General features: G+C 60.6%; 22 protein-coding genes and 2 tRNA genes. 20 read left to right on the forward strand and 4 right to left on the reverse strand.

The window, feature by feature from the left end; all coding sequences use genetic code 11:
- Positions 1 to 284 precede the first annotated feature (284 nt).
- The gene (locus EP30_RS02430; protein ID WP_094661701.1) at positions 285 to 701 is read left to right on the forward strand and encodes a glycerophosphodiester phosphodiesterase; all 417 of its coding nucleotides are present in this window, start codon (positions 285 to 287) and stop codon (positions 699 to 701) included.
- A gap of 207 nt (positions 702 to 908) precedes the next feature.
- On the opposite strand, the gene EP30_RS02435 is transcribed toward EP30_RS02430, so the two are convergent.
- Positions 909 to 1,178 carry a metal-sensitive transcriptional regulator gene (locus EP30_RS02435; RefSeq protein WP_094661774.1) on the reverse strand — a complete coding sequence of 90 codons (270 nt, stop codon included), beginning with the start codon at positions 1,176 to 1,178 and terminating at the stop codon, positions 909 to 911.
- Positions 1,179 to 1,431: 253 nt separating this feature from the next.
- Here EP30_RS02435 and EP30_RS02440 point away from each other — a divergent pair, with 253 nt between their 5' ends.
- A complete protein-coding gene (locus EP30_RS02440) occupies positions 1,432 to 4,302 on the forward strand; it encodes a heavy metal translocating P-type ATPase (RefSeq protein ID WP_140555864.1) in 2,871 nt (956 codons plus the stop codon).
- A gap of 783 nt (positions 4,303 to 5,085) precedes the next feature.
- Here the strand turns inward: EP30_RS02440 and EP30_RS02445 are convergent.
- Positions 5,086 to 5,159 (reverse strand) — tRNA-Met (locus EP30_RS02445).
- A gap of 326 nt (positions 5,160 to 5,485) precedes the next feature.
- Here EP30_RS02445 and metA point away from each other — a divergent pair.
- From metA to nucS, 10 genes are all read left to right on the forward strand, one after another.
- Positions 5,486 to 6,520 carry a homoserine O-succinyltransferase gene (gene metA, locus EP30_RS02455; RefSeq protein ID WP_140555870.1) on the forward strand — a complete coding sequence of 345 codons (1,035 nt, stop codon included), beginning with the start codon at positions 5,486 to 5,488 and terminating at the stop codon, positions 6,518 to 6,520.
- A 409-nt stretch (positions 6,521 to 6,929) separates the two neighbouring features.
- Positions 6,930 to 7,754, forward strand: a complete 825-nt coding sequence (atpB, locus tag EP30_RS02460) for a F0F1 ATP synthase subunit A (protein WP_181160757.1) — start codon at positions 6,930 to 6,932, stop codon at positions 7,752 to 7,754.
- A 167-nt stretch (positions 7,755 to 7,921) separates the two neighbouring features.
- Positions 7,922 to 8,155: an ATP synthase F0 subunit C gene (gene atpE / locus EP30_RS02465; RefSeq protein ID WP_093960642.1), complete on the forward strand. Its 234-nt coding sequence runs from the start codon at positions 7,922 to 7,924 to the stop codon at positions 8,153 to 8,155.
- 59 nt (positions 8,156 to 8,214) lie between these two features.
- Entirely contained in the window at positions 8,215 to 8,751 is a 537-nt protein-coding gene (locus EP30_RS02470) for a F0F1 ATP synthase subunit B (RefSeq protein WP_181160760.1), read from the forward strand.
- 51 nt (positions 8,752 to 8,802) lie between these two features.
- Positions 8,803 to 9,621 carry a F0F1 ATP synthase subunit delta gene (locus EP30_RS02475; RefSeq protein ID WP_094661645.1) on the forward strand — a complete coding sequence of 273 codons (819 nt, stop codon included), beginning with the start codon at positions 8,803 to 8,805 and terminating at the stop codon, positions 9,619 to 9,621.
- A gap of 61 nt (positions 9,622 to 9,682) precedes the next feature.
- The gene (gene atpA / locus EP30_RS02480) at positions 9,683 to 11,326 is read left to right on the forward strand and encodes a F0F1 ATP synthase subunit alpha (RefSeq protein ID WP_140555875.1); all 1,644 of its coding nucleotides are present in this window, start codon (positions 9,683 to 9,685) and stop codon (positions 11,324 to 11,326) included.
- Positions 11,327 to 11,329: 3 nt separating this feature from the next.
- Positions 11,330 to 12,241, forward strand: coding sequence for a F0F1 ATP synthase subunit gamma (locus EP30_RS02485; RefSeq protein ID WP_140555877.1), 912 nt, complete (start codon positions 11,330 to 11,332; stop codon positions 12,239 to 12,241).
- 7 nt (positions 12,242 to 12,248) lie between these two features.
- The gene (gene atpD / locus EP30_RS02490; RefSeq protein ID WP_094661642.1) at positions 12,249 to 13,739 is read left to right on the forward strand and encodes a F0F1 ATP synthase subunit beta; all 1,491 of its coding nucleotides are present in this window, start codon (positions 12,249 to 12,251) and stop codon (positions 13,737 to 13,739) included.
- A complete protein-coding gene (locus EP30_RS02495; RefSeq protein WP_094661641.1) occupies positions 13,739 to 14,041 on the forward strand; it encodes a F0F1 ATP synthase subunit epsilon in 303 nt (100 codons plus the stop codon). The genes atpD and EP30_RS02495 overlap by 1 nt, the downstream gene beginning before the upstream one ends.
- 324 nt (positions 14,042 to 14,365) lie before the next feature.
- Entirely contained in the window at positions 14,366 to 15,091 is a 726-nt protein-coding gene (nucS, locus tag EP30_RS02500; RefSeq protein ID WP_140555880.1) for an endonuclease NucS, read from the forward strand.
- 156 nt (positions 15,092 to 15,247) lie between these two features.
- Here the strand turns inward: nucS and EP30_RS02505 are convergent, their stop codons facing one another.
- A complete protein-coding gene (locus tag EP30_RS02505; RefSeq protein WP_140555883.1) occupies positions 15,248 to 16,267 on the reverse strand; it encodes an FKBP-type peptidyl-prolyl cis-trans isomerase in 1,020 nt (339 codons plus the stop codon).
- Between the two features lie 63 nt (positions 16,268 to 16,330).
- On the opposite strand from EP30_RS02505, the gene EP30_RS02510 reads away from it, so the two are divergent.
- The 3 genes from EP30_RS02510 (at position 16,331) to EP30_RS02520 (ending at position 19,947) form a co-directional block, all read left to right on the forward strand.
- Positions 16,331 to 17,902, forward strand: coding sequence for a hypothetical protein (locus EP30_RS02510; RefSeq protein WP_140555885.1), 1,572 nt, complete (start codon positions 16,331 to 16,333; stop codon positions 17,900 to 17,902).
- Positions 17,902 to 18,906, forward strand: a complete 1,005-nt coding sequence (locus EP30_RS02515; RefSeq protein ID WP_094661637.1) for a hypothetical protein — start codon at positions 17,902 to 17,904, stop codon at positions 18,904 to 18,906. Before EP30_RS02510 ends, EP30_RS02515 begins: the two co-directional genes overlap by 1 nt.
- An 84-nt stretch (positions 18,907 to 18,990) precedes the next feature.
- On the forward strand, positions 18,991 to 19,947 hold the full coding sequence (locus tag EP30_RS02520; protein ID WP_140555888.1) for a tetratricopeptide repeat protein: 957 nt from the start codon (positions 18,991 to 18,993) through the stop codon (positions 19,945 to 19,947).
- A 6-nt stretch (positions 19,948 to 19,953) separates the two neighbouring features.
- On the opposite strand, the gene EP30_RS02525 is transcribed toward EP30_RS02520, so the two are convergent.
- Positions 19,954 to 20,571 (reverse strand): hypothetical protein, encoded by a 618-nt coding sequence (locus EP30_RS02525; RefSeq protein WP_140555891.1) that lies wholly within the window; start codon positions 20,569 to 20,571, stop codon positions 19,954 to 19,956.
- Between the two features lie 172 nt (positions 20,572 to 20,743).
- Between EP30_RS02525 and EP30_RS02530 the strand changes: the two genes are divergently transcribed.
- The 5 genes from EP30_RS02530 to EP30_RS02550 all read left to right on the forward strand — a co-directional run bounded on the left by EP30_RS02530 (position 20,744) and on the right by EP30_RS02550 (position 24,506).
- Complete coding sequence (locus EP30_RS02530) at positions 20,744 to 22,309, forward strand: amino acid ABC transporter substrate-binding protein/permease (protein WP_258185317.1); 1,566 nt, start codon at positions 20,744 to 20,746, stop codon at positions 22,307 to 22,309.
- Entirely contained in the window at positions 22,306 to 23,121 is an 816-nt protein-coding gene (locus EP30_RS02535) for an amino acid ABC transporter ATP-binding protein (RefSeq protein WP_140555894.1), read from the forward strand. Before EP30_RS02530 ends, EP30_RS02535 begins: the two co-directional genes overlap by 4 nt.
- 243 nt (positions 23,122 to 23,364) lie before the next feature.
- Positions 23,365 to 23,440: transfer RNA gene (locus EP30_RS02540), tRNA-Arg, on the forward strand.
- Positions 23,441 to 23,713: 273 nt separating this feature from the next.
- Positions 23,714 to 24,115 (forward strand): Rid family detoxifying hydrolase, encoded by a 402-nt coding sequence (locus EP30_RS02545; protein WP_140555897.1) that lies wholly within the window; start codon positions 23,714 to 23,716, stop codon positions 24,113 to 24,115.
- Between the two features lie 199 nt (positions 24,116 to 24,314).
- A complete protein-coding gene (locus tag EP30_RS02550; RefSeq protein WP_140555900.1) occupies positions 24,315 to 24,506 on the forward strand; it encodes a hypothetical protein in 192 nt (63 codons plus the stop codon).
- The last annotated feature ends 19 nt before the right edge of the window (positions 24,507 to 24,525 follow it).

Below are 24,525 nucleotides of genomic sequence, written 5' to 3' on the forward strand. Positions count from 1 at the left end.
TACTTATCATAAATGAACATCGTTAATGTTAGTTTTTGAATTAGAACGTGCGCGGTGTCAATTAGAACGTGCGTCGTTACGAGATGGAAAATAAAACGTTGCAACTCCATGAAACGACTGGATATTCAAGGAATGGAGGGCGTATGGTGTTATCTGTACAGCTCTTCGATAATCGAAGGGTGTGAAAAACGAATCACGATGGATGTGATGTTGCATGTTACATCTAACGTGAATGTGACATGTGTGTGCCTCATTGGGGAGCATGCATACAGAAAGGATGACCTATGGCGGACAACAAGCAGATTGTCGTCGATACCTCGCTTTACGGTGCCTATGCCGAGCGCAAGACCGCGGCCGCGAACGAAGTGGCGCGCTCCTTCGGCATCTCCGAGGAGGCTCTGGCCAAGGTGGAGGATTACAAGGCCGCTCTCACCGAGCACAACGCCTGGGATCTGCCCTTCCTCGGATATGTGAACGAGGACGGTTACGGCTACGCATTCGTTTCCGATCAGGCCGTGGCTGAGGATGGCTGGGATGCCTACAAGGCGTTCCGCGCCCTGCCGGCTGACGTCCAGACCGCATTTGCCATCCGCATGCTGTTCACCCACCGTGACGTGGACCGTTACGGTGCCAACATGTTCCTCCACTACGAGCGCGGCTTCAACGTGAAGTTCGAAGGCCCCGGCGCCAACCACTGGTGATCGGTGCCCTCGACTTCGGGTTGGGGGATTGCGTGCGCCGGTCTCGATGATGAGATCGGATATGCGCTGAATGAATGGCGGGTGCCCGTGATGGGTGCTCGCCATTTGTGTGTTTGTGGGGCTGTGTGTTTGTGGGGCTGTTGGTTCGTGATTGCTGGCGGGTGCTGGCGTACGTGGGCCGTGTTGGTCTGATTCCGATGCCGCGATTCAGGAGCGGACCAGACGGGCGATGGCGGCGCTGGCCTCCTGCAGCTTGTCCTCGGCCACCTGGTCGCCCTGCGCGGCGGCCTGTTTGACGCAGTGGTCGAGATGATCGTCGAGCAATAGCAGCGCGACGGATTTGAGCGCGCTGTTCGCCGCGGAGATCTGTGTGAGGATGTCGATACAGTACTCGCCGTTCTGCGCCATCTGCTTGATGCCTCGCACCTGTCCCTCGATGCGACTGAGCCGGGCGACGATCCTCTTCTGGTCCTGCATGTAGCCATTGCGGCTGTGTGCGTTGTCGTGTGTACTGTCGTCGTCCGTGCCTGCGTTCTCTGGGGCATGGCCGGTGTGATTGGGTTCCGTAGTGCTTGCGTGAGCGTGGCATCCGCAGTCGGGCGTCGTATCGCGGGCTTCGTCGGGCGTGATCCGGTCGGTCATGATTTTCCCCTTAGTGAAGAACTGATATTGCAATTATACCCCCACGGGGTATATGGTTATGGCGTACACAGACGACGGGAGAAGATACATGATCATCGCGATGGCGTTTATCGCCGCGGCACTTGTCAGCGCGGGCGTGCTCTGGTTCTTCCTCGCGCCGCGCAAGGCCGCGCGTGCGGTCATGAACAACGGCGTGCAGGAGATCGTGGTCGCGGTCAAAGGCGGATACGATCCCGCCGTGATCGAAGCCGAAGCCGGCACGCCACTGCGATTCGTATTCGATCGGCAGGAAGGCGGCGAATGCTCGTCGCACGTCGTGTTCCCCGATTTCGGTGTCGATCAGTCGTTGCCGGCGTTCCGTACCACAACCATGACGATCACGCCGAACAAACCGGGGGAATACGGATTCGCATGCGGCATGAACATGCTGCACGGCACACTGCGCGTACTGCCGGGGCGGCACACGACGGATACGCCGGAACCGAACGCCGAACCCACTGCCGAACCTGATAAGGATGCACGGGCGAATACCGCCGACGTGCCGAACGATTCTTCCACGCGGTCCGCAGACGACGCGACGGCAGGGACGACGATGCCTGACCTGAACGAGGAGGAGGCGAACGCGGCGCGGGAAATTCGCACGCTGCGCATGCGACTCATCGTGGCTGCCGTCTTCACGCTGCCGGTGTTCCTCGCCGCCATGTTCCATCTGTACCATCTGGCACCCATCTGGCAGCTGCTGCTCATCCTGCCCGTGATCCTCTACGCTGGGCGGCCGATCTACGCCACCGGATGGTCCGCCATCGTCCACCGTGCGCCGGAAATGAACGCGCTCGTCTCCGTAGGCACCGCCGCGGCGTTCCTGTACTCGCTCGTCGTCACCATCGCGCCGACCATGCTGCCGCAGGACGTGCGCGAACCCTACTACGAGGCCGTGGGCACGATCATCACGCTCATGCTTGTCGGACAGCTGCTCGAAGCGCACGCCCGGGCCGGCACCGGCGAAGCCGTGCGCGCGCTCATCGGACTCAAACCCAAAACCGCGCACGTCGAACGCGACGGCACGGTCACGGACATCCCCGTCGACGACGTGCGAGTGGGCGACATCGTGGTGATCCGCCCCGGCGACAAACTGCCAGTGGACGGCGCAGTGATCTCAGGCGACTCGACCGTGGACGAATCCATGGTCACCGGCGAATCCATGCCCGTGGAGAAAACCGCCGGCAGCCAGGTCACCGGTACCACGGTCAACGGCACCGGAACATTCCGCTACCGCGCCACGCGCATCGGAGCCGACACCGTGCTTGCGCAGATCGTGAACCTCGTCAAAACCGCACAAAGCTCCAAGGCGCCCGTGCAACGACTCGCCGACCGCGTCTCCGCGATATTCGTTCCGGCCGTCGTACTCATCGCCGTATGGGCATGCGCGCTCTGGTGGGCATTCGGACCAGAACCGAAAATCGTGCATGCGCTCGTCTCCGCGGTCTCCGTGCTCGTCATCGCCTGTCCATGCGCACTCGGACTCGCCACACCACTATCCATCACCATCGCCACCGGCAAGGCCGCCACGCTCGGCATCCTCGTCCGGTCCGCACAGGCCTTGGAAACCGCCGCCGACGTGGATACCGTCGTGCTCGACAAAACCGGAACCATCACCCAAGGCCGACCGGAACTCGTGGGATTCGACGTGTTCGGCGCATGGCATGGCCATGAACGGGAGCTGCTGGCGCTCGCGGCGGATGCGGAACGGAATTCGGAGCATCCGTTGGCGGCTGCGATCGTGCGTGCGGCGGATGGCGAGCGTGACGGCGACAGGGGCGCTGTCGGTGGGGGCGCTGACGGCGATCATGATGGTCGCGGCGATCAGGAATTACATGGTGTCGATGAATTCACGGCGATTCCAGGCCGCGGTATTGTGGCGACCGTGGGCAGGCACACCGTGATCATCGGTAACGCGGAACTGGTGGACGACCATGACGTCGGCATGCCCGATGCGGCGGGGGAGTCCGTCGACGATGTGTTCGCCGCGATTGACGCGCATGCCGCCAAGGGGCGTACGCCGATGCTGATGGCGGTGGATGGCCTGCTTGCCGCGGTGATCGCCGTGGCCGACACCGTCAAGCCGGATTCGAAGCAGGCCATTGCGGCGCTGCGGCTGCGGGGCATCGACGTGGTCATGCTCACCGGCGACAACCAGGACACCGCGCGGGCCATTGCACACGACGTGGGTGTTGATCATGTGATCGCCGAGGTGCGTCCGGACGCCAAGGCCGATGAGATCGCCCGATTGCAGGCGGGCGGCCATGTTGTGGCCATGGTTGGTGACGGCATCAACGACGCTCCGGCGCTCGTGCGGGCGAATGTGGGATTCGCGATTGGCGGAGGTACCGACGTGGCCATCGAATCGGCCGACATCACGCTGATGAACGGCAGTCTGACCGGCGTGGTCACGGCCGTGGATCTGGCACATGCCACCATGCGCAACATTCGGCAGAATCTGGGATTCGCGTTCGGATACAACGGTATTGGCATCCCGATCGCGGCCGGCGCGCTGTATCCGTTCACCGGCATGTTGCTCAACCCGATGATCGCGGGGGCGGCCATGGCGTTCTCGTCGCTGTCCGTGGTGAGCAACGCCAACCGGTTGCGCGCGTTCGATCCCGAACGGGTGCGGCCATACAGGATTTCCGCAAGGAAAACAAACAATGCAAGGAAAGGAACCATCATGGGACTCTTCAGCAGGAAGAACGAATCGGAGCATATGCACGGCGATATGGGCGATATGCACGGCATGCATCACGCCCACGCGGCCGGTAGCGAAACCGACCCGATCTGCGGCATGAGCGTGGATCCGGCCACCGCCGCGGCCAAGCGTGACTACAACGGCAAGACCTACTACTTCTGCGGTGCCGGTTGTGCCGCTGCCTTCGACAAGAACCCGGCGCAGTACGCGAAGTAGTCTGGGCGTCCGGCCGGTCGGAGCCCATGTCTGGTGCTTGCCGGACGTATGCGTGCGTTGTGCTGTGTGTGTTGTGTGTGGTGCTGCGCGGTGTGCGTGGTGTGCATGGTGCGCGGTGTTGCGCGTGCGATGTTGCCGTGATCGTTGCGTCGGACGCCCTATCTCCGAGTTCTGTGCGGATTTCGGGGCCTTGCGGACACCAATCTCCGAGTTCTGTGCGTGCTCATCGACGGATTCCGAGTATGACCGTTGGAATTTCAACGGAGATACTCGGGATTCCTTACCTCGACCGCACAGAACTCGGAGATTGATGTCCGCGGAGACGAAAATCCGCACAGAACTCGAGGATTGGGGCTGCATCCGGGGCGCTCCGTATCGACTGACGGTACGAAGGCGTGTTCAGGGCTTTCGTTCGAGATCCGGTGCCGGTTTGTCATACGTGTGTGTCCGATAAGCATCGAGGCTCGGTTTCGGTGCCTATCGGACGCACATGTATGCCGTATGAGCACGGTGGCTCTTCCTCGGTGCTTGTTCGACATGCGTATACGTCCGATGGGTATCGGAGACCGTCTCCGGTGCTTGTTAGTCGTATGTTTGCGTCCGATGAGCACGGAGCTTCATTCCCGATGCTTGTCGGACGTATGCGTGCGTCGCAGGGGAATTCGTTTCCGCTGTGTCGTTGGGTGACTGGGGCCAATAACCCCATAACCCTAACCCCCCAGCTTGCGAGTCGGCCGGGAAACAAAAAAAGCTAGGAACCTTGTGGTTCCTAGCCTTTGCTAGTAGCGGGGCATGGATTTGAACCATGGACCTCTGGGTTATGAGCCCAGCGAGCTACCGAGCTGCTCCACCCCGCGTCGGCCTTGATTGGCAATATCAATATAGCTTACGGTTTTGCTGGAATATGTCAAATCGTTGTGGGCGGCGGCTGTGTATGATGTGAGAAAAATGTTGGAAAGATTGGCGTTCATCGGCGTGTCGCATTGCTGTGTGTAATGGGATATGCCGATCCTTTGGTGTTGGTGTTGGTGTTGGTGTTGGTGTTGGTGTTGGTGTTGGTGTTGGTGTTGGTGTTGGTGTCGGTGTCGTGCGGTTGTGCGGTTGTGCGGTTGTGCGATGCCGGAATTTGCCTCGGAATTCAACTCCTCGTGCGCGATTTACATGGCACTGCAATAATGATGACATGCCTATCAAGATTCCTGAGGGGCTGCCCGCCCGTGCCATACTCGATTCAGAGCGCATCTTCGCGTTGGAGAAAGCCGACGCCGAACAGCAGCGCGTGCGACCGCTGCGTCTGGTGATCCTCAACCTGATGCCCAAGAAGATCGAGACGGAAACGCAGCTGCTTCGTCTGATCTCCAAGTCCCCGTTGCAGGTGGATGTGGACTTCATGAAGACGTCGACGCATGAGTCCACGCATGTGAGCCGCGACCATCTGCTCAAGTTCTACGAGAATCTTGACGCATTCGAGGATAACTACTACGACGGCCTGGTGGTCACCGGCGCGCCCGTGGAGCATATGCCGTTCGAGGATGTGGACTACTGGGATGAGTTCTGCCGCATTCTCGACTGGGCGGGCACGCATGTGTTTTCCACCATGTATCTGTGCTGGGGCGCGATGGGTGCGCTGTATCACCGGTATGGCGTGCGCAAGCATGTGTTGAATCAGAAGATCTTCGGTGTGTTCCCGCAGCGTCTGCAGGATGAGTACTGCTTCATCACCAATGGGTTCGATGAGATCGCGCTGCAGCCGCACTCCCGTCTGGCCGACGTGGATCTGCGTGACATCCGCGCCAATGAGGATCTGCAGGTGCTGACCTGGGGGCCGGAGAGCGGTCCCGGACTGGTGGCGACCCGCGACTTCTCCGAGGTGTTCGCACTGGGGCATTGGGAGTATGGCAAGTGGACGTTGGCCGAGGAGTATGAGCGCGATATGTCGCGCGGGCTGACGAACGTCCCGTTCCCTATCAATTATTTCCCGCATGACGATCCGAGTCAGGAGCCGCTGTTCGCGTGGCGTGCACATGCCAATCTGCTGTGGCGCAACTGGCTGAACTGGGTGTATCAGACCACGCCGTACGATCTGCGCGAGGTGCCGCAGCTGCGTGCGGAGAAGCGGCTGGGGACCGATCGTCGGTATCGTCGTTCGCCGGCTGGTCCGCGAGGGGATGATTTCCATACATTTGACGGCTGTGGATACGGCGTGGTGGAGCACTAAAGTGTCCATATAGTGAGATTCCCGGTGTGTGTCGAGTGTCTCGCGCCGGGAATCTCCCGCGGTCTGCAATTGCAATGAAAAGGCGTGTTGACCCGATGTGCCGACGCGTCGGATTCATGGAATGGTTATTTCGACAAGCGAGGATTTCGTGTCGTTTTGAGTCCTTTCGATATGTGAGCCCTAACATTTCGTAAGGAGCCACCGGCCATTCCTATTGGCCGTCGAAAACTGGCCGAATATGAACGTTTGTGTGGTTCCCTATAGTCGGAAATCCTGTATCCTGATGAGGGTAAAGGAAGACTGCCAGCCTGTACGTAGGTGTACAGTCGGCCAATTAACGTCGGTGACACATATTGCGCCTGATAAGCGCTATATTGGTTCAGGTTCAACAAAGAGGAGGCATGCAACAATGGCAGGTGTTGCTGAATTGATGGGGGCAGCGGGCATGACTCTCGCCGCGGGCGAAGGGCTCGAAATCCCCCAGATCGACGAGTTCCTTCCCCCGGAGATCCTGTTTGCTGGCACGCCGTTCGCGATGAATCGCATCATTCTCATCCGCGTGGTTATGACCATCATCATGCTGCTGGTCCTTGGCATCAGCGCCAGCCGAGCGAAGCTGGTCCCCGGGCGTTGGCAGGGATTCGTGGAGTGGGGCATTGAATACGTTCGTGACAAGATCGTCTATGAGGTCATGGGCGAACTGCGCGGCAAGCGTTACGTGCCGATGATCACCACGATCTTCTTCACGATCTTCTTCTTCAATCTGTGTGGCATCATCCCCGGCATGAACGTTGCGGCCACGGCCACGATCATGATGCCGCTGATCTTCGCCGCATGGACGTTTGTGCAGTATTGGATCGCCGCGTGCCGCGAGCAGGGCCTGATCAGCTACCTCAAGCAGGAATGCACCCCTCCCGGAGTGCCGTTCCCGGTGCTGATCCTGCTGGTGCCGATGCAGCTCATCGATATCCTGATCATCCGTCCGGCGTCGCTGACCCTGCGACTTCTGGCCAATATGATCGCCGGCCACCTGATCGTGGCGCTGTGCTTCTCCGCCACCCAGTTCTTCCTGATCATCACCGAGAACAAGATGATGATGGCCGCTGGCGTGGTCACCTTCGTGGGCGGCTTCATCATGACCCTGTTCGAGGCCTTCGTGGCCTACCTGCAGGCGTTCATCTTCGCCACGCTTTCCACGGTGTACATCAACATGAGCTACCCGGAGGAAGACTGATCCGAAGGGACGACGGGCATCGGGAACCGTTCACAAGATGGTGCCATGAGCCCGCTCGACAACACTTGATATTTCCAAATATCGAAGAATAATTCAAGATCGTATAACTGAACAGCATCCGCAGTTTTTGTTTCGTCGCGTACGGAACTGAAAGAAAGGAAACAACAATGGATCTCATCACTCTGGCTCAGGTGACCGGTAATCTGAGCGCCATCGGTTACGGCCTCGCCGCCATCGGCCCCGGCATCGGCGTCGGCATCGTCTTCGGCAAGGCCATCGAAGCCACCGCCCGCCAGCCTGAGCTGGGCGGCCGCATCCAGACCCTGATGTGGATCGGCTTCGGTCTGATCGAGTTCCTTGCCCTCCTCGGCTTCATCTCCGGCTTCATCTTCACCGCCTGATCCGCACTCGAAGATAACGAGATATTCATTATCAATACGAGTGAAAGGAGGCGGATATGGTGACAATGGCCGAAGGCGGAATCGATCTGTTCCTGCCGAAGTCCTATGACATTTTCTGGTCGACTGTCATCCTGATCATCGTCGCAATCTTCTTCTACAAGTTCTTCCTGCCGAAGTTCCAGGCGATCTTCGACGAGAGGACCGCGAAGATCGAAGGCGGCATGGCCAAGGCCGAAAAGGCCCAGGCCGAGGCTGACGCGGCGAAGAAGAAGTATGAGGACCAGCTGAACAACGCCCGCATCGACGCCGCCAAGATTCGCGACGACGCCCGCAGCGAAGCCACGCACATCATCGCCGACGCCCGTACCAAGGCCGAGGCCGATGCCGCGCAGATCACCGCGACCGCGCAGAAGTCCCTCGAGTCCCAGCAGCAGCAGGCTCTCGTGAGCCTGAAGGGCGAAGTCGGCGCACTGGCCACCGCGCTTGCCGGCAAGATCCTCGGCAACAAGCTGGCCGACACCGACGTGCAGTCCACGATGATCGATTCCATGCTCGACGAGCTCGACAAGCAGGATACCGGAAAGGCCGCCAAGTAATGGCGTCCGCACCGGTGCATCACGTGAACAAAGGCAGGAGGTGAAAATCCGATGTACGGAGAAACTTCATCCAGTTCGGTGAAGGCCGTGCTCGCGACCTATGGTCCCAAGCTGGACAAGGCCGGAGCGGTTGCGAGGACGGTCGGCGAAGAGCTGTTCGACTTCGCTGCCATTCTCGACGACAACCGTCAGCTCGAGCGCTCGCTCACCGATCCTTCGCGTTCCGCGGACGACAAGGCCAAGCTCGTGCATGCGATCCTTGCCGGCAAGGTGAGGCCGCTCACGCTCGAGATCGTCGAGTCGCTCGTGGCAAGCAACTGGAGCCGTCCGGCCGACATTGCGGATGCGACCGAGGATGTGGCCGTGGAAGCCATGCTGTGCGAGGCCGACTCGCGCGACAAGTGCTCCGCGGTGTCCATCCAGCTGTCCCAGCTGTCGTCCGCGCTGCTCAATCTGCCGGTCGTCCGTCAGCGACTGTCCGACTCGCACGCCGCGCCGGAAACCCGCGTCAAGTTCCTTGACACCCTGCTCAAGGGACAGGCTCTTGATCCGGTAACCGTAGCCCTGGCGGAGCACGCGACACGAGACCTGCGCAACCGTCGATACCTGTCGACGATCAACTGGCTGATCGATGTGGCCGCCGAACACCGCAACCGCTACATGGTTACGGTGACGAGCGCCGTTCCGCTGAAGGACGAGCAGTTCCAGAAGATCAAGGCCGTGTACTCGAAGAAGGTCGGTCGCAAGGTCTTCGTCAACAGCGTGGTCGATCCCAAGGTGCTCGGAGGCATGCGCATCCAGATGGGCTCGGAGGTCACCGACAACACTGTGGCGGCACAGCTGCAGAACCTCAAGCGCGCCGTGGCCTAGCCCGGTACGCCGTACGAACGAATAGACGTTCTTGAACAGAAACAAACAAAAGGAGTGATCAATGGCAGAATTGACCATCGATCCCGCGGCGATACGCCAGGCGCTCGACGACTTCGTCAAGTCCTACAAGCCGTCTGACACTCCGACCCAGGAGGTCGGAACCGTCAAGACGGCTGGTGATGGCATCGCGCACGTGGAGGGTCTCCCCGGCTGCATGGCCAACGAGCTGCTGACCTTTGAGGACGGCACGCTTGGTCTGGCATTCAACCTGGACGCCCGAGAAATCGGTGTGGTCGTCCTCGGTGACTTCGCCGGCATTGAAGAGGGACAGGAAGTGCGGCGCACCGGCGACGTGCTTTCCGTGCCGGTCGGTGACGGTTACCTTGGCCGTACCGTCGACCCGCTGGGCAAGCCGATCGACGGCCTTGGCGAGATCAAGGCCGAGGGTCGTCGAATCCTCGAGGCGCAGGCCCCTGACGTGATGCATCGTCACCCCGTCGACGAGCCGCTGTCGACCGGCCTCAAGGCCATCGACGCCATGACCCCGATCGGTCGTGGACAGCGCCAGCTCATCATCGGCGACCGCCAGACCGGTAAGACCGCCATCGCGATCGATACCATCATCAACCAGAAGGCCAACTGGGAATCCGGAGACCCGAAGAAGCAGGTCCGCTGCATCTACGTGGCCATCGGTCAGAAGGGCTCTACCATCGCGTCCGTGCGTCAGGCTCTGGAAGAGGCCGGCGCCATGGAGTACACCACGATCGTGGCCTCCCCGGCTTCCGATTCCGCTGGCTTCAAGTACATCGCCCCGTACACCGGCTCGGCCATCGGCCAGCACTGGATGTACCACGGCAAGCACGTGCTCATCGTCTTCGACGATCTATCGAAGCAGGCTGAAGCCTACCGTTCGATCTCGCTGCTGCTTCGTCGCCCGCCGGGGCGTGAGGCGTACCCGGGTGACGTCTTCTACCTGCATTCGCGTCTGCTCGAACGCTGCGCGAAGGTGTCCGATGATCTGGGCGGCGGTTCCATGACCGGTCTGCCGATCATCGAGACCAAGGCGAACGACGTTTCCGCGTACATTCCGACCAACGTCATTTCCATTACGGACGGCCAGATCTTCCTGCAGTCCGACCTGTTCAACGCCAACCAGCGTCCTGCCGTGGACGTCGGTATCTCCGTGTCCCGAGTCGGTGGCGCGGCGCAGACCAAGGCGCTGAAGAAGGTCTCCGGTACGCTGAAGATCTCGCTGGCACAGTACCGTTCGCTGGAATCCTTCGCCATGTTCGCGTCCGATCTGGATGCGGCGTCCAAGGCTCAGCTGAACCGTGGTGCGCACCTGACCGAGCTGCTGAAGCAGCCGCAGTACTCTCCGTACTCGATGGAGCAGGAAGTCGTGTCCGTGTGGGCCGGCACGCATGGCAAGCTCGACGACCTCGATCTGGTCGACGTGCTGCCGTTCGAGCACGGTCTGCTGGACTATGTCGATCACAACACCGACATCCTGAAGACCATCCGCGACACCGAGGACTTCACCGCCGACACCGAGAAGGCGCTGGAGAAGGCCGTTGACGAGTTCCGCAACACCTTCGTTCAGCACGACGGCACCCCGCTGGTGGCTGAGAAGCCCGTCGAGAAGACCGACACCCCTGTGGAACAGGAGAAGCTGGTCGCGCCGAAGGCCTCGACCAAGGAGGAGTAGTCCATGGCATCGCAACTCGCATATAAGGCGCGAATCGCCTCCACGTCGTCGTTGGAGAAGATCTTCAATGCGCAGGAGATGATCGCAAGCTCTCGCATTGCCAGGGCCCGTAACGTGGCCTTGGCCGCGAAGCCTTACTCCGATGCGATTTTCGATGCAGTCCAGGCTCTGGCCCAGCACACCCATATCTCGCATCCGATCGTGAGGAAGGACGAGGACAACTCGCGTGTGGCAGTCCTCGCCCTCACGGCGGATCGAGGTATGGCCGGTGCATACACCTCTTCGATCATTCGTGAAACGGAGAGCCTGCTGGCCAAGCTTGACGACAAGGGCAAGAAGCCCGAGCTTTATGTCTACGGCCGTCGTGGCGTCACGTACTACAAGTACCGTGGCCGCGACGTGCGAGGCACTTGGGAAGGCAATTCCGACGCCCCCGGCGTCGAAGTCGCCGAAGAGATCTCCAAGGCCCTGCTCGATGCCTACATGAAGCCGGCCGACGAAGGCGGCGTGAGCGAACTCTACGTCGTGTTCACCGAATTCGTGAACATGGTCGTACAGAAGGTGCGCATCCTCAGGATGCTGCCGGTGGAGATCGTCAGCGCCGAGGATGAGCAGACCGAGGGTACCAACGTGCCCGAGGCCCAGCCGCTCTACAGTTTCGAGCCCAGTCGTGACGAGGTCCTCGATCGAGTCCTTCCGAAGTACGTGCAGTCGCGCATCCACGAGTGCCTGCTCACCAGCGCGGCATCGGAGACGGCAAGCCGGCAGAACGCCATGCACACCGCCACCGACAACGCCCGCAATCTGATCGACGAACTGACCCGTAAGCTCAACGCCACGCGTCAGGCAGCGATCACGCAGGAGCTTACAGAAATCATCGGTTCCGCCGATGCATTGAATAACGAGAAAGAATAGGAACGCCATGGCAGAAAGTAATGTAGCTGCGGCAACGGCAGCCGAGGTCGACGCCTCGGCAGCCTCGCAGGGCCGCATTGTTCGTGTCCAAGGCTCGGTTATCGATATTGAGTTCCCGGTGGGTCACCTGCCCGATATCTATAACGCCTTGACTGTGGAGATCGCCGCGGTGGGTTCCACCGAAGGCGAGACCAGCCACACGATCATGCTCGAGGTCGAACAGCACCTCGGCGACTCCACCGTGCGCGCCGTCGCTCTGAAGCCTACGGACGGTCTGGTCCGCGGCGCCAGCGTGACCGACACGGGCGGTCCGATCGAGGTCCCGGTCGGCGATGTGACCAAGGGACATGTGTTCGACGTCTCCGGCCGCATCCTGAACCAGAAGCCGGATGAGAAGATCGAGGTCAAGGAGCGTTGGGGCATCCACCGCAACCCGCCGGCATTCGATCAGCTGGAGTCCAAGACCCAGATGTTCGAGACGGGCATCAAGGTCATCGATCTTCTGACCCCGTACGTGCAGGGTGGCAAGATCGGTCTGTTCGGCGGCGCAGGCGTCGGCAAGACCGTGCTGATCCAGGAGATGATTCAGCGAGTCGCACAGAACCACGGTGGTGTGTCCGTGTTCGCCGGCGTCGGTGAGCGTACCCGTGAGGGTAACGATCTGATCGGCGAGATGGACGAGGCTGGCGTGCTCGAGAAGACCGCTCTGGTCTTCGGCCAGATGGATGAGCCGCCGGGAACGCGTCTGCGCGTGCCGCTGACCGCTCTGACGATGGCTGAGTACTTCCGCGACGTGCAGAACCAGGACGTGCTGCTCTTCATCGACAACATCTTCCGCTTCACCCAGGCGGGTTCCGAGGTGTCCACGCTGCTCGGCCGTATGCCGTCCGCAGTGGGTTACCAGCCGAACCTGGCGGATGAGATGGGTTCGCTGCAGGAGCGAATCACGTCGACCCGTGGTCACTCCATCACTTCGCTGCAGGCCATCTACGTGCCGGCTGATGATTACACCGACCCGGCGCCTGCCACGACCTTCGCCCACCTCGACGCGACCACCGAGCTTTCCCGTGAGATCGCCTCGAAGGGTATCTACCCGGCCGTGGACCCGCTGGCCTCCACCTCGCGAATCCTTGATCCGCGTTACGTCGGTCAGGACCACTACGAGACCGCCAACCGTGTCAAGGCGATTCTGCAGCGTAACAAGGAGCTGCAGGACATCATCGCCCTGATCGGTATCGACGAGCTCGGCGAAGAGGACAAGACCACCGTCAACCGTGCCCGTAAGATCGAGCAGTTCCTCGGTCAGAACTTCTACGTGGCCGAGAAGTTCACCGGTCGTCCCGGCTCCTACGTGTCGAAGGACGAAACCGTCGAGGCGTTCAAGCGCATCTGCGACGGCGTGTACGACGATGTTCCGGAGCAGGCGTTCTCCGGCATCGGCGGCATCGACGACCTCGAGGAGAAGTGGCACAACATGCAGAAGGAGTTCGCGGCCTGATGGCAGCGACCGACAAGCCCACCATCCAGGTGAACATCGTGGCCGCCGACCGCCCTGTGTGGTCGGGGACCGCGGTGCAGATCAGCATTCCGGCTTCCGAGGGTTCCATGGGTATCCTCGCCGACCACGAGCCGGTTATGACCGCCACCAAGGACGGGCTGATCAAGGTCATCCAGCCGAACGGCAAAACGCTCGGCTTCGAGGTGACCGACGGCTTCATCTCCTTCGATTCCAACAAGCTCACCGTGGCCGTGGAGACCTGCAAGGACGGCGTTGATCTCAACGCCTCGTCCGCCGAGTAGGTGTCCGTCGCGCCTCGCGCGTGACTTGTGATACGCATCAGGGTGTGCGGCCGAGTAATCGGTTGCACACCCTTTTCATATCCGTCGTGTGGAGTCATCATGTGGAGTCACCCACGCCGGACTTATCCACGCTAAACCTATCCAAATTCCATATTCTGACCCTTGCCCACATACCGTACATCCCCCTTCCTTAGTGTGATCACACTAAAAAACTGGGTTGTTGGAATTTCAACGTTTTGCGGGGGTGATGCGTTAGTGTGAGCTCACACTAACGGGTGGGGGAGATCGGGGGGCGCGGTCAGAGGCTTCGTTATTCTGTGCTGTATGCGTATTATCGTCGCCGACTGCTCGGCCGAATACTCCGGCCGACTCAATGCCTCACTGCCGCAAGCCAAACGTGTGATCCTGACCAAGGCGGATTCCAGCTGTCTGATCTTCTCCGAACTGGGATCGTATAAGCCGCTTAATTGGATGGCCGCACCGTGCAAGATCAAGGAGATCGATCTTGACGATGCGGATAATGACGTCGTTGACGATGATGATGAATTCGCTGCGCCGAAGCCCATTCGTCAGCTGCGGGTGACGGCGGACAAGTCGTCGGACGTGCTGGTCGTGACGCTGTACCGTGTGTATTCCGACCAGTCGTTTGATCTGGGGGAGGACCCGGGGCTGGTCAAGGATGGCGTGGAGGATCATCTGCAGCAGTATCTGGCTGAGCAGATTGAACGGATCGGCGCGGGTGCCAAGTTGATTCGTCGTGAATATCCGACCGCGATCGGTCCGGTTGACATCATGGCGGTGGATGCCGACGGCGTGCATGTGGCGATTGAGATCAAACGGCATGGCGGCATCGATGGTGTGGAGCAGTTGACGCGCTATTGCAAGCTGCTGAATCGTGATCCGTTGCTGGCGCCGGTCCGTGGCATCTTCGCCGCGCAGACCATCACGCCTCAGGCGCAGGTACTGGCCAAGGATCGTGGTTTCGACTGCCTGATTCTGGATTACGACGATATGAAAAGCACCGAATCCGATGAACTCCGCCTGTTCTAGCCAGTCGTCGAACCTTCCGTAACGCCGACGACACTAGTTTTGTGAGTGGAATTGGGTGGGGGACGCGTGTGTCGTCAAGGCGCGGAAGGTGAAGGCGTACGACGGTACGTCGAACCTTCCGTAACGCCGACGACACTCCGTCCCCCACCCAATTCGCTAATAAGCGGCGAGGATGTCTACCACAAACACCAACGTCGAGTTTGCCGGGATGCCGTTCTGTTCGGTGGAGCCGTAGGCGAGGTCCGGGGGGATGATGAGGAGGACCTGGGAGCCGACGGTCTGGCCGGCGAGGCCTTGCTTCCAGCCTTTGATGACCTGGTCGAGGGAGAAGTCGCTGGCGGCGCCGCGATCCCAGGAGGAGTCGAACTGTTTGCCGGTGCTGGCGACCCAGCCGGTGTAGTGGGCGCTGACGGTGTCGGTGTCCTTGACTTCCTGGCCGGTGCCTTTGATGAGGGTCTGGACGACGAGCTGGTCACCGGGCTTGTAGTTGTTCATGTCTAGGGAGGGCTTGCCGTCCTTGTCGAGGGTGACTTTGGGGAGATCGGCGGGGATGTCGGTCACTTTGTCGCCGGTGGCGCGGGTGAGTGACTTGGACTTGGAGACGACGGTGAGGGCGATGATGTATTTGGTGGCGGTGGCGGTGGTGACGCCGTCGGAGCTGGAGGAGGCGGTGGGTGAGGAGGATGAGCTGTCGTCGAAGCCGAAGGCGATGGTGGTGTTGACCTTCTTGCCCTTGAAGAGGTCGTAGTATTCCTGGTTGATGGCGCTGGTGTTCATGACCATGGAGCATTCGGGGGAGTTGGTGGTCCAGGTGTTGGCGTTGTCGAGTTGCTTGCCGGTCTGGGCGTCGTAGGCGATTTGCTGGACGCAGAGTCGGTCGCCATCTTCGATGGTGTCGCCGTTGCCCTTCTGGAGGATCTGGTAGCTGTAGTTTTTGACGTCCAGCGGGGCTTTGAAGGAGATTGTGGGTTCCTTGCCGAGTTCACCTTCGGCGGAGATGCCGGTCATGGCGGTGAGTTTGGTGGAGGATGATGCCGATGAGGAGCTGCTTGACTTGTCGGTGGAGTCGGAGTCGCTGGAGCCGCATGCGGACAGGGAGAGGCCCAGCGCAACGGTGCAGGCCAGGGCGATTGCGCGACGTGCGCGCTGACGGATGTTGGATTGGAAATCACGCATGATCCCTACTGTATCGGCATTTCCTGACTGTAATAAGCGGTGGCTTGTAGAATGGCAATCAATATGAGTGATACGAACCTGCAGAATCAGGATGACGAATCGTCCAAGGACGTGAAGGGGCCGGCCGGGCAGAAGGTCGGTGGTTCGACTGTGCCTGAACGACGTGAGAAGGCGTCGCTTGCTGAGTTGGACCTGTTTAAATTCATGCCGCATCGCAAAACCGATGATGCGGATTCCGACGATGACACTGATCCCAATGGGGTTGCCGCAGTCTCTGAATCGACGGATACGTCGACGGATACCGTGGCCATCGCCGAACCGGTTGTGGTGGCGGATGCCGAGTCTGGATCCGTCGATGCGGAGAACGGTGCTGATGATGTGGCGGAGAACGTTTCCGTTACGGGCACGACGGATGCCGATGCCAACGGTGCTGATGCCGCCGTTATCGCTACGGACGTCACGGATCCGACCGTTGGCACTGCTGACGCCACGGATGCGAACGAATCCGAGGATGACGAGAATCTGGATCCGGAGGAGATCGCCAAGCGCAAGCATCGTCGTCATGTGAAGATCATGCGTGGCATCGTCACGCCGGTGCTGGGGGTGCTGGCCATCATCGCCTTCGTGTTCGGCGGGCTCAATGCGACCATCTGGAAGCCGAACCCGCACGTCACCGTGTCCACTGGAACACTGTCGACGAATTATGTGGTCACCGATCCGGGCGTGCTGGCCCTTGCCGACAACACCGTGGATATCAGCGCTACTGCGGCGTCCGGCGATCAGGTGTGCATTGCGGTCACGTCGGCGCGTGACGCCACCGGCTGGCTGTCCGGTCAGAAGTACACGCGTGTGAACGGTCTGGCCACGTGGCAGAGCTTCACCACGCAGACGTCGTCGACCAAGGACTCCGGCGATACCGGAACCGTGGCGTTCGCCGACTCCGATATGTGGGAGCAGGTCTCGTGCAACAACGACAAGACCACGCTGCAGTGGAAGGGCGATGGCGGCGATCGTGTGATTCTTGTCAGCGCTCAGGGTGCCGATCCGAAGGCAAACACCAAGCTTGACTTCACGATGAGCTGGACTCGCGCCACGGTGCCGGACTTCGCCATGCCGTTCTTCTTCGTGGGTGGTCTGCTTACCGTGATGGCCATTCTCGCCGCGACGCTGTTCTCGTTGGAAGGCCACCGTCGTCGGAAGAGGAAGACGCTGGAGAATGCGCACGTGACTGCGCTCACCGAAGAGGAGATGCTCGATCAGGACGGCAAGCCGCATTGGATGCATGCCGGATCCGAGCCGCCGTCGCCGGAACGCAGCCGACGTCGTGAACGTCGTGAGCGTCGACGCCGTCATCATTCGCATCGCAGGGAGGCAGTCGAGGAGGAACTGCGCGAGGAGCACGAAGCCGAAGGCCCGGAAGTGCTTGACGTCACGTCGGTCAATCTGTTGCAGCAGAACACGCCTGCGGTGAGCACCGACGAACTGCAGGAGTACTTCGCGCGTCTGGCCGCCGAGAACGCGGCGAACGCCGAAGCGGCGGATACCGCAGCCGATACCGACGGCGCGGACACCGCTACCAACAACGACACCAACCCAGGCAATGACGATACCGACGGCACGAAGGAGGCCAAGTGATGAGAAAATCCACAATCGTACGCATCACCGCGGCCGCGCTTACCGTGGCCATGCTACCCGCGCTCGCGGCCTGCAGCGAAACCGTGCCGAAGGTGACCGCCACCACATCCGCTACCGATGCTCCGGTGCTGACCGAGGCCCAGGAACAAAATCTACGCGGCAAGATCCTCGACGTGCTCAAGAAGGCGGACGACGCCAAGGACGCGAATGCGCTCTCCGAGCGTGTGGAGGGCCCGGAGCTTGAAGTGCGTTCCAGCCAGCTCACCATCGCGCAGGCCACCGGCAATCTTGATCCGCATGCGACCATCCCCGACAAGATCAGCCAGACGGTGATCCCCACGGATTCCAGCTGGCCCAGGTCGGTCTTCACGATCACCACCACCACTGACGACCAGCAGTCGCAGCGTCTGCTGGTGTTCAATCAGGACAGTGCGCGTAGCAACTACAAGCTGTGGGGGCTGGTTCGTCTGTTCCAGGGCGCTCAGCTGCCCGCATTCGAGGTGCCCAAGCTGGGCTCGAAGATGGGTGACGTGGACGATTCCGGACTGGTGAGCACTCCGGCCGACGCCGTGGCGCATTATGCCGATGTGCTGCAGAACGGCGGCAACAGCAAGTACGCGGGTGATTTCAACGACGACCAGCTGCGCAACGATCTCGCCTCGCTCACCGCCACGGTGCAGAAGGGCATCGAGGCGAATGCCGGAACCCAGTCGCAGACGTTCACTGTGCAGCCGGACCAGATCAAGATCATGCGTGCGGCCCGCGGCGGCGATCTGGTGGTGGCGCAGATCAATTCCGAATGGACCCGTACCGCCGGCGAGGGGCGCGAATCGCTGCCTGCTTCGGATGCGGAGAAGGCGCTGTTCGGTGGTGGTACGGCCACCAGCAGCATGAAGGTCACCTATGTGAACGTGGTGGCCCTGTTCATTCCCACGTCGGATTCCGGCGAGAAGATCCAGGCCGTGGGTGCCGAGCGTCAGCCGATCAAGGTCGAGGCTCAGTAACGACGGCACGACGCGCAAACGTGTGAACGCGTGAACGCGCGCGAGAACGTAATCGTACATACAGCAGCACAGTAAGGAGTAGCGATGGCGGACAAGAAGCCGTTCAATCCGGGTATTTCGTTGGCGGGGGCCGTGGATCTGGAGGCCCTCAAGCACAAGGTGGACGCCGAGGCCGGGCAGGCCGGGGGAGCGCCCGCGGCCGGCGGATATGTGATCGATACCGATGAGAGCACCTTCCAGGCCATGGTGCAGACTTCGGCCACGTTCCCGATCCTGCTGTTGCTGTGGGTCACCGATGACGATCGGTGCTTCGGCATCGCACGCAAGCTTGGCGAGACCGTGAACAAGCTGGAGGGTAAGATCCAGTTGTCCCGTATCGACATCGCCAAGAGCCCGACCATCGCTCAGGCATTGCAGGCGCAGGGCGCTCCGGCCCTGTACGGTCTGATCGGCGGCCGTCCGATGCCGATTCTGCAGGGTGTGCCTTCCGATGCGGAACTCAATCAGATTGTGGAGCAGCTTATTCCGCAGCTCATTCAGATGGCCCAGCAGGCCGGCGTGACCGGTACCGCTCCGTATCAGGAGGGAGCTGCCGGAGATGGCGCCGCAACCGCGCCAGAGTCGAAGGCCATTCCGGAATCGCATGCCAAGGCTCACCAGCTTGCCCAGGAGGGCGACTACGCCGGTGCCGCCGCGGAATACGCCAAGCTCATGGAGGCCGATCCGCATGATGTGCGTGCGGCCCGCGAACATGCCAAGGCACTGCTGCTCGATCGTTCCGGTTCGGCTGACGTGCGCGTGGTGCGCGCGGCTGCCGCCGAGTCCCCGGATGACGTGGAGGCGCAGCTTGCCGTCGCCGACATCGATATGATCGGCGGTCAGATTCAGGATGCGTTCGATCGTCTGCTTGACTTCCTCGCCGGTCACAAGGCCGATGTGGAGCCGGTGCGCAAGCGTCTGCTGGAGTACTTCTCCATTCCGGACGAGAAGGATCCTCGCGTCGCCCGCGCCCGCAGGCGTCTGGCCACGTTGATGTACTGAAAGTAGTTACTCGTAGCGGTTTTCACCGAACAGTTGGGAGTATTGGGCTCCGTCGCGGTGCAGTCCGGCGAGAAAATCATCCCGCCAGGTGATGAACGGCCGTGACGCGAGCCCATCGTTGTAGAAACGATGATCGTCGGTCACTTCGGTTGTGCAGAACGAGGGAATCAGCAGGTTCGTCACCGGACTTGAGCGCTCCACCTTCGCCACGATCAGACCGGCGTTGTTCGCGCCGAACACGTCGATGTTCCATCCATCCTCGTCGATCCACACACTGTAGCGGTTCTTGATGATCGGCGTACCCCCGCGCAGTATCATCTCCGCGGCGATGTCGGCGTCCACCGTGCGCTCGGCCTCGTATCGCGTACCGCTCACCGGCGACCCCAATACCGTGATGTACGCCTCACGAAACGCCTCACGATGCTGCATCAGCGTGGTCAGTCCATCCGTCTGGGAGCCCATCGGCACACGAACGCCCCGCGCCTGCACGCGCAAACGCAACGCAAATCCATCCTGATGCAGAAAATAACTCTGCACCATAAGCAGGGGAGCGTCGCCGTCATCGCATTCGTCGGGAAACTCCCGGCAATAGAATCGACGCTCGTATTCGAATTCATCCACCATGGCACCATCGTAACGAAAATCAAACGACGATGAAAGCGATGCAACCGCTGTCGCACCTGTCGGCATTGATGTATCTGGCGCAAATTCGCCGATAACGGCAGGTAACGGCCGGTAACAGGATGGAAACCGCGCGAACGTAGAGTATTTGCGTTTTTGTAAAGGAGCTCAATTTATGCATATTGAGAAGAAGTTCGGCGTCGCCGTGATGCGGCGCGCTTCGCAGTGGCGAACGATGGTCGGCATGATGCTGGCCATGCTGCTGTGCGTGGCCGGCCTTGGCTCCCTCGGAGTCTCCACGGTGAACGCCGCCGAAGATACGGCCGCAACCACGACGACCACGACCGCAGGAAACGCCGCGGCCGTCAAGGGCAAGACCTTCAAGATCGCGACCGACACCACATTCGCGCCATTCGAATTCCGTGATTCCAGCGGACAGATGGTCGGCATCGACATGGATATGCTCCGTGCGATCGCCAAGGATCAGGGCTTCGAGGTGGAGATCCAGTCGCTCGGCTTCAACGCCGCACTGCAGGCGCTGTCGTCCGGACAGGCCGACGGCGTGATCGCCGGCATGTCGATCACCGACGAACGCAAGGCCGTCTATGATTTCTCCGACCCGTACTTCGAATCGGGCGTGCAGATGGCCATCGCCAAGAACAATGACGAGATCAAGGGATATGAGGATCTCAAGGGCAAGACCGTTGTAGCCAAAACCGGTGCCGAGGGTGAGACCTTCGCCAAGAAAAACGCGAAGAAGTACGGCTACACCGTCAAGTCCGTCGACCAGTCGGCCACCATGTACGAAATGGTCAAGTCCGGCAACGCGGACGCCGTGGTCGACGACTACCCGGTGCTCGCCTACGGCATCACGCAGGGCAATGGCCTGAAGACCGTCACCCCCAAGGTGCCCGGAGGCTCCTACGGGTTCGCCGTCAACAAGGGACAGAACGCCGACCTGCTCGCCGCGTTCAACGCGGGTCTCGCCAATCTGAAGCAGTCCGGAGAGTACGACAAGATCCTCGCCAAGTACCTCGGCGAGAACGGTACCGCCAACACTGCCAACGCCAATGCATCGGGTGCCAAGAAGAGCTTCCTCGATCTGGCCAAGGATTCGTTCCCCGCACTGATGATCGGTCTGAAGAACACACTGCTCATCACCGCGATCTCCTTCGTGATCGCGCTTGTGCTCGGCATCGTGCTCGGCCTGATGCGCGTGGCCCCCAACCCGGTGCTTTCTTGGATCGCCCGCGTATACGTGGCCATCTTCCGCGGCACGCCGATCCTGGTGTGGGCGTTCTTCTTCTACTTTGGCATTCCGCAGCTCATCGGCCACAGCATCAACATCTGGGTGGCCGGCGCGCTCACGCTGTCGCTCAACTCCGGCGCCTACCTGGTGGAGATCGTGCGCGGTGCCATTGAATCCGTGAACAAGGGACAGATGGAGGGCGCCCGCTCGCTCGGCCTGAACTACAACCAAGCGATGCGCAAGGTGATCCTGCCGCAGGCGGTGAAGATCGGCACCCCCGCCATCATCAACCAGCTGGTCATCATGCTCAAGGACTCCTCGCTGCTGCTGGCCATCGGCTTCGGCGAACTGCTCTATCAGGCCCAGCAGATCTACGCGGCCAACTTCCGCGTCACCGAGACGCTGCTCATGGTCGGCGTGATCTACTTCGTGGCGATCACCCTGCTCACCTGGCTCGCCAACATCGTTGATCGGAGGATGAACAAGCGATGAGTGAAGCAACCAACACGAACACTGTTACCACGGCTGCCGACGCTACGGCTGCCGAAGTCGCCGCTGCCGATACCACCACTGCCGACGTCGTCATCGACGTGAAGGACCTGCGCAAGAGCTTCGGCGGCAACGAGGTGCTCAAGGGCATCAACTGCCAGGTGCACGCGGGCGAGGTCATCTCGATCATCGGCCCGTCCGGTGCCGGCAAGTCCACGTTCCTGCGCTGCCTCAACGGCCTCGATACGCCGTCGTCCGGATCGATCGTGGTGCTCGGCAACGACATCGCCGATCCGAAGACCGACATCGACAAGACGCGCGAACACATCGGCATGGTGTTCCAGCACTTCAACCTGTTCCCTAACATGACCGTGGCGGAGAACATCATGCTGGCACCCACGCTCATCAAGAAGGTGCCCGCCGACAAGGCGCGCGCCCGTGCGCTTGAACTGCTGCGTATGGTGGGGCTTGAGGAGAAGATCGACGCCAACCCCGACTCGCTGTCCGGCGGTCAGAAGCAGCGTGTGGCCATCGCGCGCTCGCTGGCCATGGATCCGCAGATCATGCTGTTCGACGAGGCAACGTCCGCGCTCGACCCGGAGATGGTGGGCGACGTGCTGCAGGTGATCCGCGACCTTGCCAGGAAGGGCATGACCATGCTGCTGGTGACGCATGAGATGGCGTTCGCCCGCGAGGTTTCCACGCGCGTGATCTTCACCGACGCCGGCGTGATCGAGGAGGAGGGCACTCCGGAGCAGATCTTCGGCAATCCGCAGAGTCCGCGTCTGCGTTCGTTCCTGTCGAAGGTGCTGTAGTGCTGTTGTAGGTGCTGTAGTGCTGTAGCGCTGATATAGCCTGGCGCTTATGTCTCATATGCGCGTGAATCATGAGATACTGACGTACTCGTGATTCGCGCGTTTTCATTATGGTCTTGATTATGGTCAGGCGTGACCGCCCATGACCGCCAATTGCGTCCTATGACAATCCCGGCATTAGTCGAGGATGCGTGTACACTAGTGGGGTGCGTGTTTTACGGGTGCTGCCCGTGAAACGGACTCGGGTTCGTAGCTCAGTGGATAGAGCGTCTGTCTCCGGAACAGAAGGTCGTGGGTTCGATCCCCATCGAGCCCACCAGTGCAAGGCTTCATATCGTTGATATGAGGCCTTTTGTCGTATCTGGGGCGTATCTGGGTATGGACTACGTAAAGAAAAAACGCGCCTTCTGTCGTCGTGATCGAATGCCGGGCGTTTGGGGATACCGGCCGGCCGATCGCCGTACAATGCGGAACCATACCGGCGTTGGCCGCCGGCCTGTCGGGGACGTTGCCCGGTGCCATTCGGTGCCATCGGTGGGCGGCGGTCGAACGTAATCACATCATCAGACCACAGGAGTCGAAGGAGAACATCATGGTAGACAAGCTTGAAGAGGTTGCGACCGCATACTCTCCGGCCGCGCTCGGCGCATACAGCCAGGCGGTGAAGGCGAACGGATTCGTGTTCGTCTCCGGTCAGCTCGGCATCGACCCGCACACCGGCGAACTGGCCGGCACCTCCGCTGGTGAACAGACCGCGCAGGCCCTCAGGAACATCAAGCACATTCTCGACGCGGCCGGCAGCGGCATCGAGAACATCGTGCGCGCCACCATCTACATGAAGAACGTGGACGATTTCAAGGAGATCGACGGCGAGTACGCCAAGGTGTTCATCGGCTCGGTCAAGCCCGCGCGCGTGGCCTTCGGCGGTAACAACATCCCCAAGGGCGCGCTGGTGGAGATCGACGCCATTGCCGTGCTCAACGACGCCGAATAATGACACGAATGGCATGATCGATCGTGGTTCAGGCGGTCTCGTGTTTTCCGATCGGATGATCGGATGGTCGACGGTTGGATGATCAACGACGACTGGGCGGCTTGATACGACCTGACCTGATACGACCTGATAGGGGTGGACGCGGCGGATCCGGACCATATTGCTGTCGGGTTCGCCGCGGAAAGCCTACAATGCAACCATGTTTCTCGTATTGATCGGCGTACTCGCATGCATCGCGGCGGCAGTGCTGACGCTGGGGCTGCGACTGATGCGGGCGAAGACGCGGGTGCCCGTATATCCATTGGGTCTGGCGCTCGCCGTGGTGGGCGGAGTCGCCACGGTCGCGTTCGTGGCCATCTTTTTGATCTATGGCATTTCCGCGTTGATGTGATCTGCGTGATCGCGTGATC

Origin of the sequence: Bifidobacterium sp. UTCIF-39 (assembly GCF_006408715.1) — a bacterium.
GTDB lineage: Bacteria > Actinomycetota > Actinomycetes > Actinomycetales > Bifidobacteriaceae > Galliscardovia > Galliscardovia tissieri.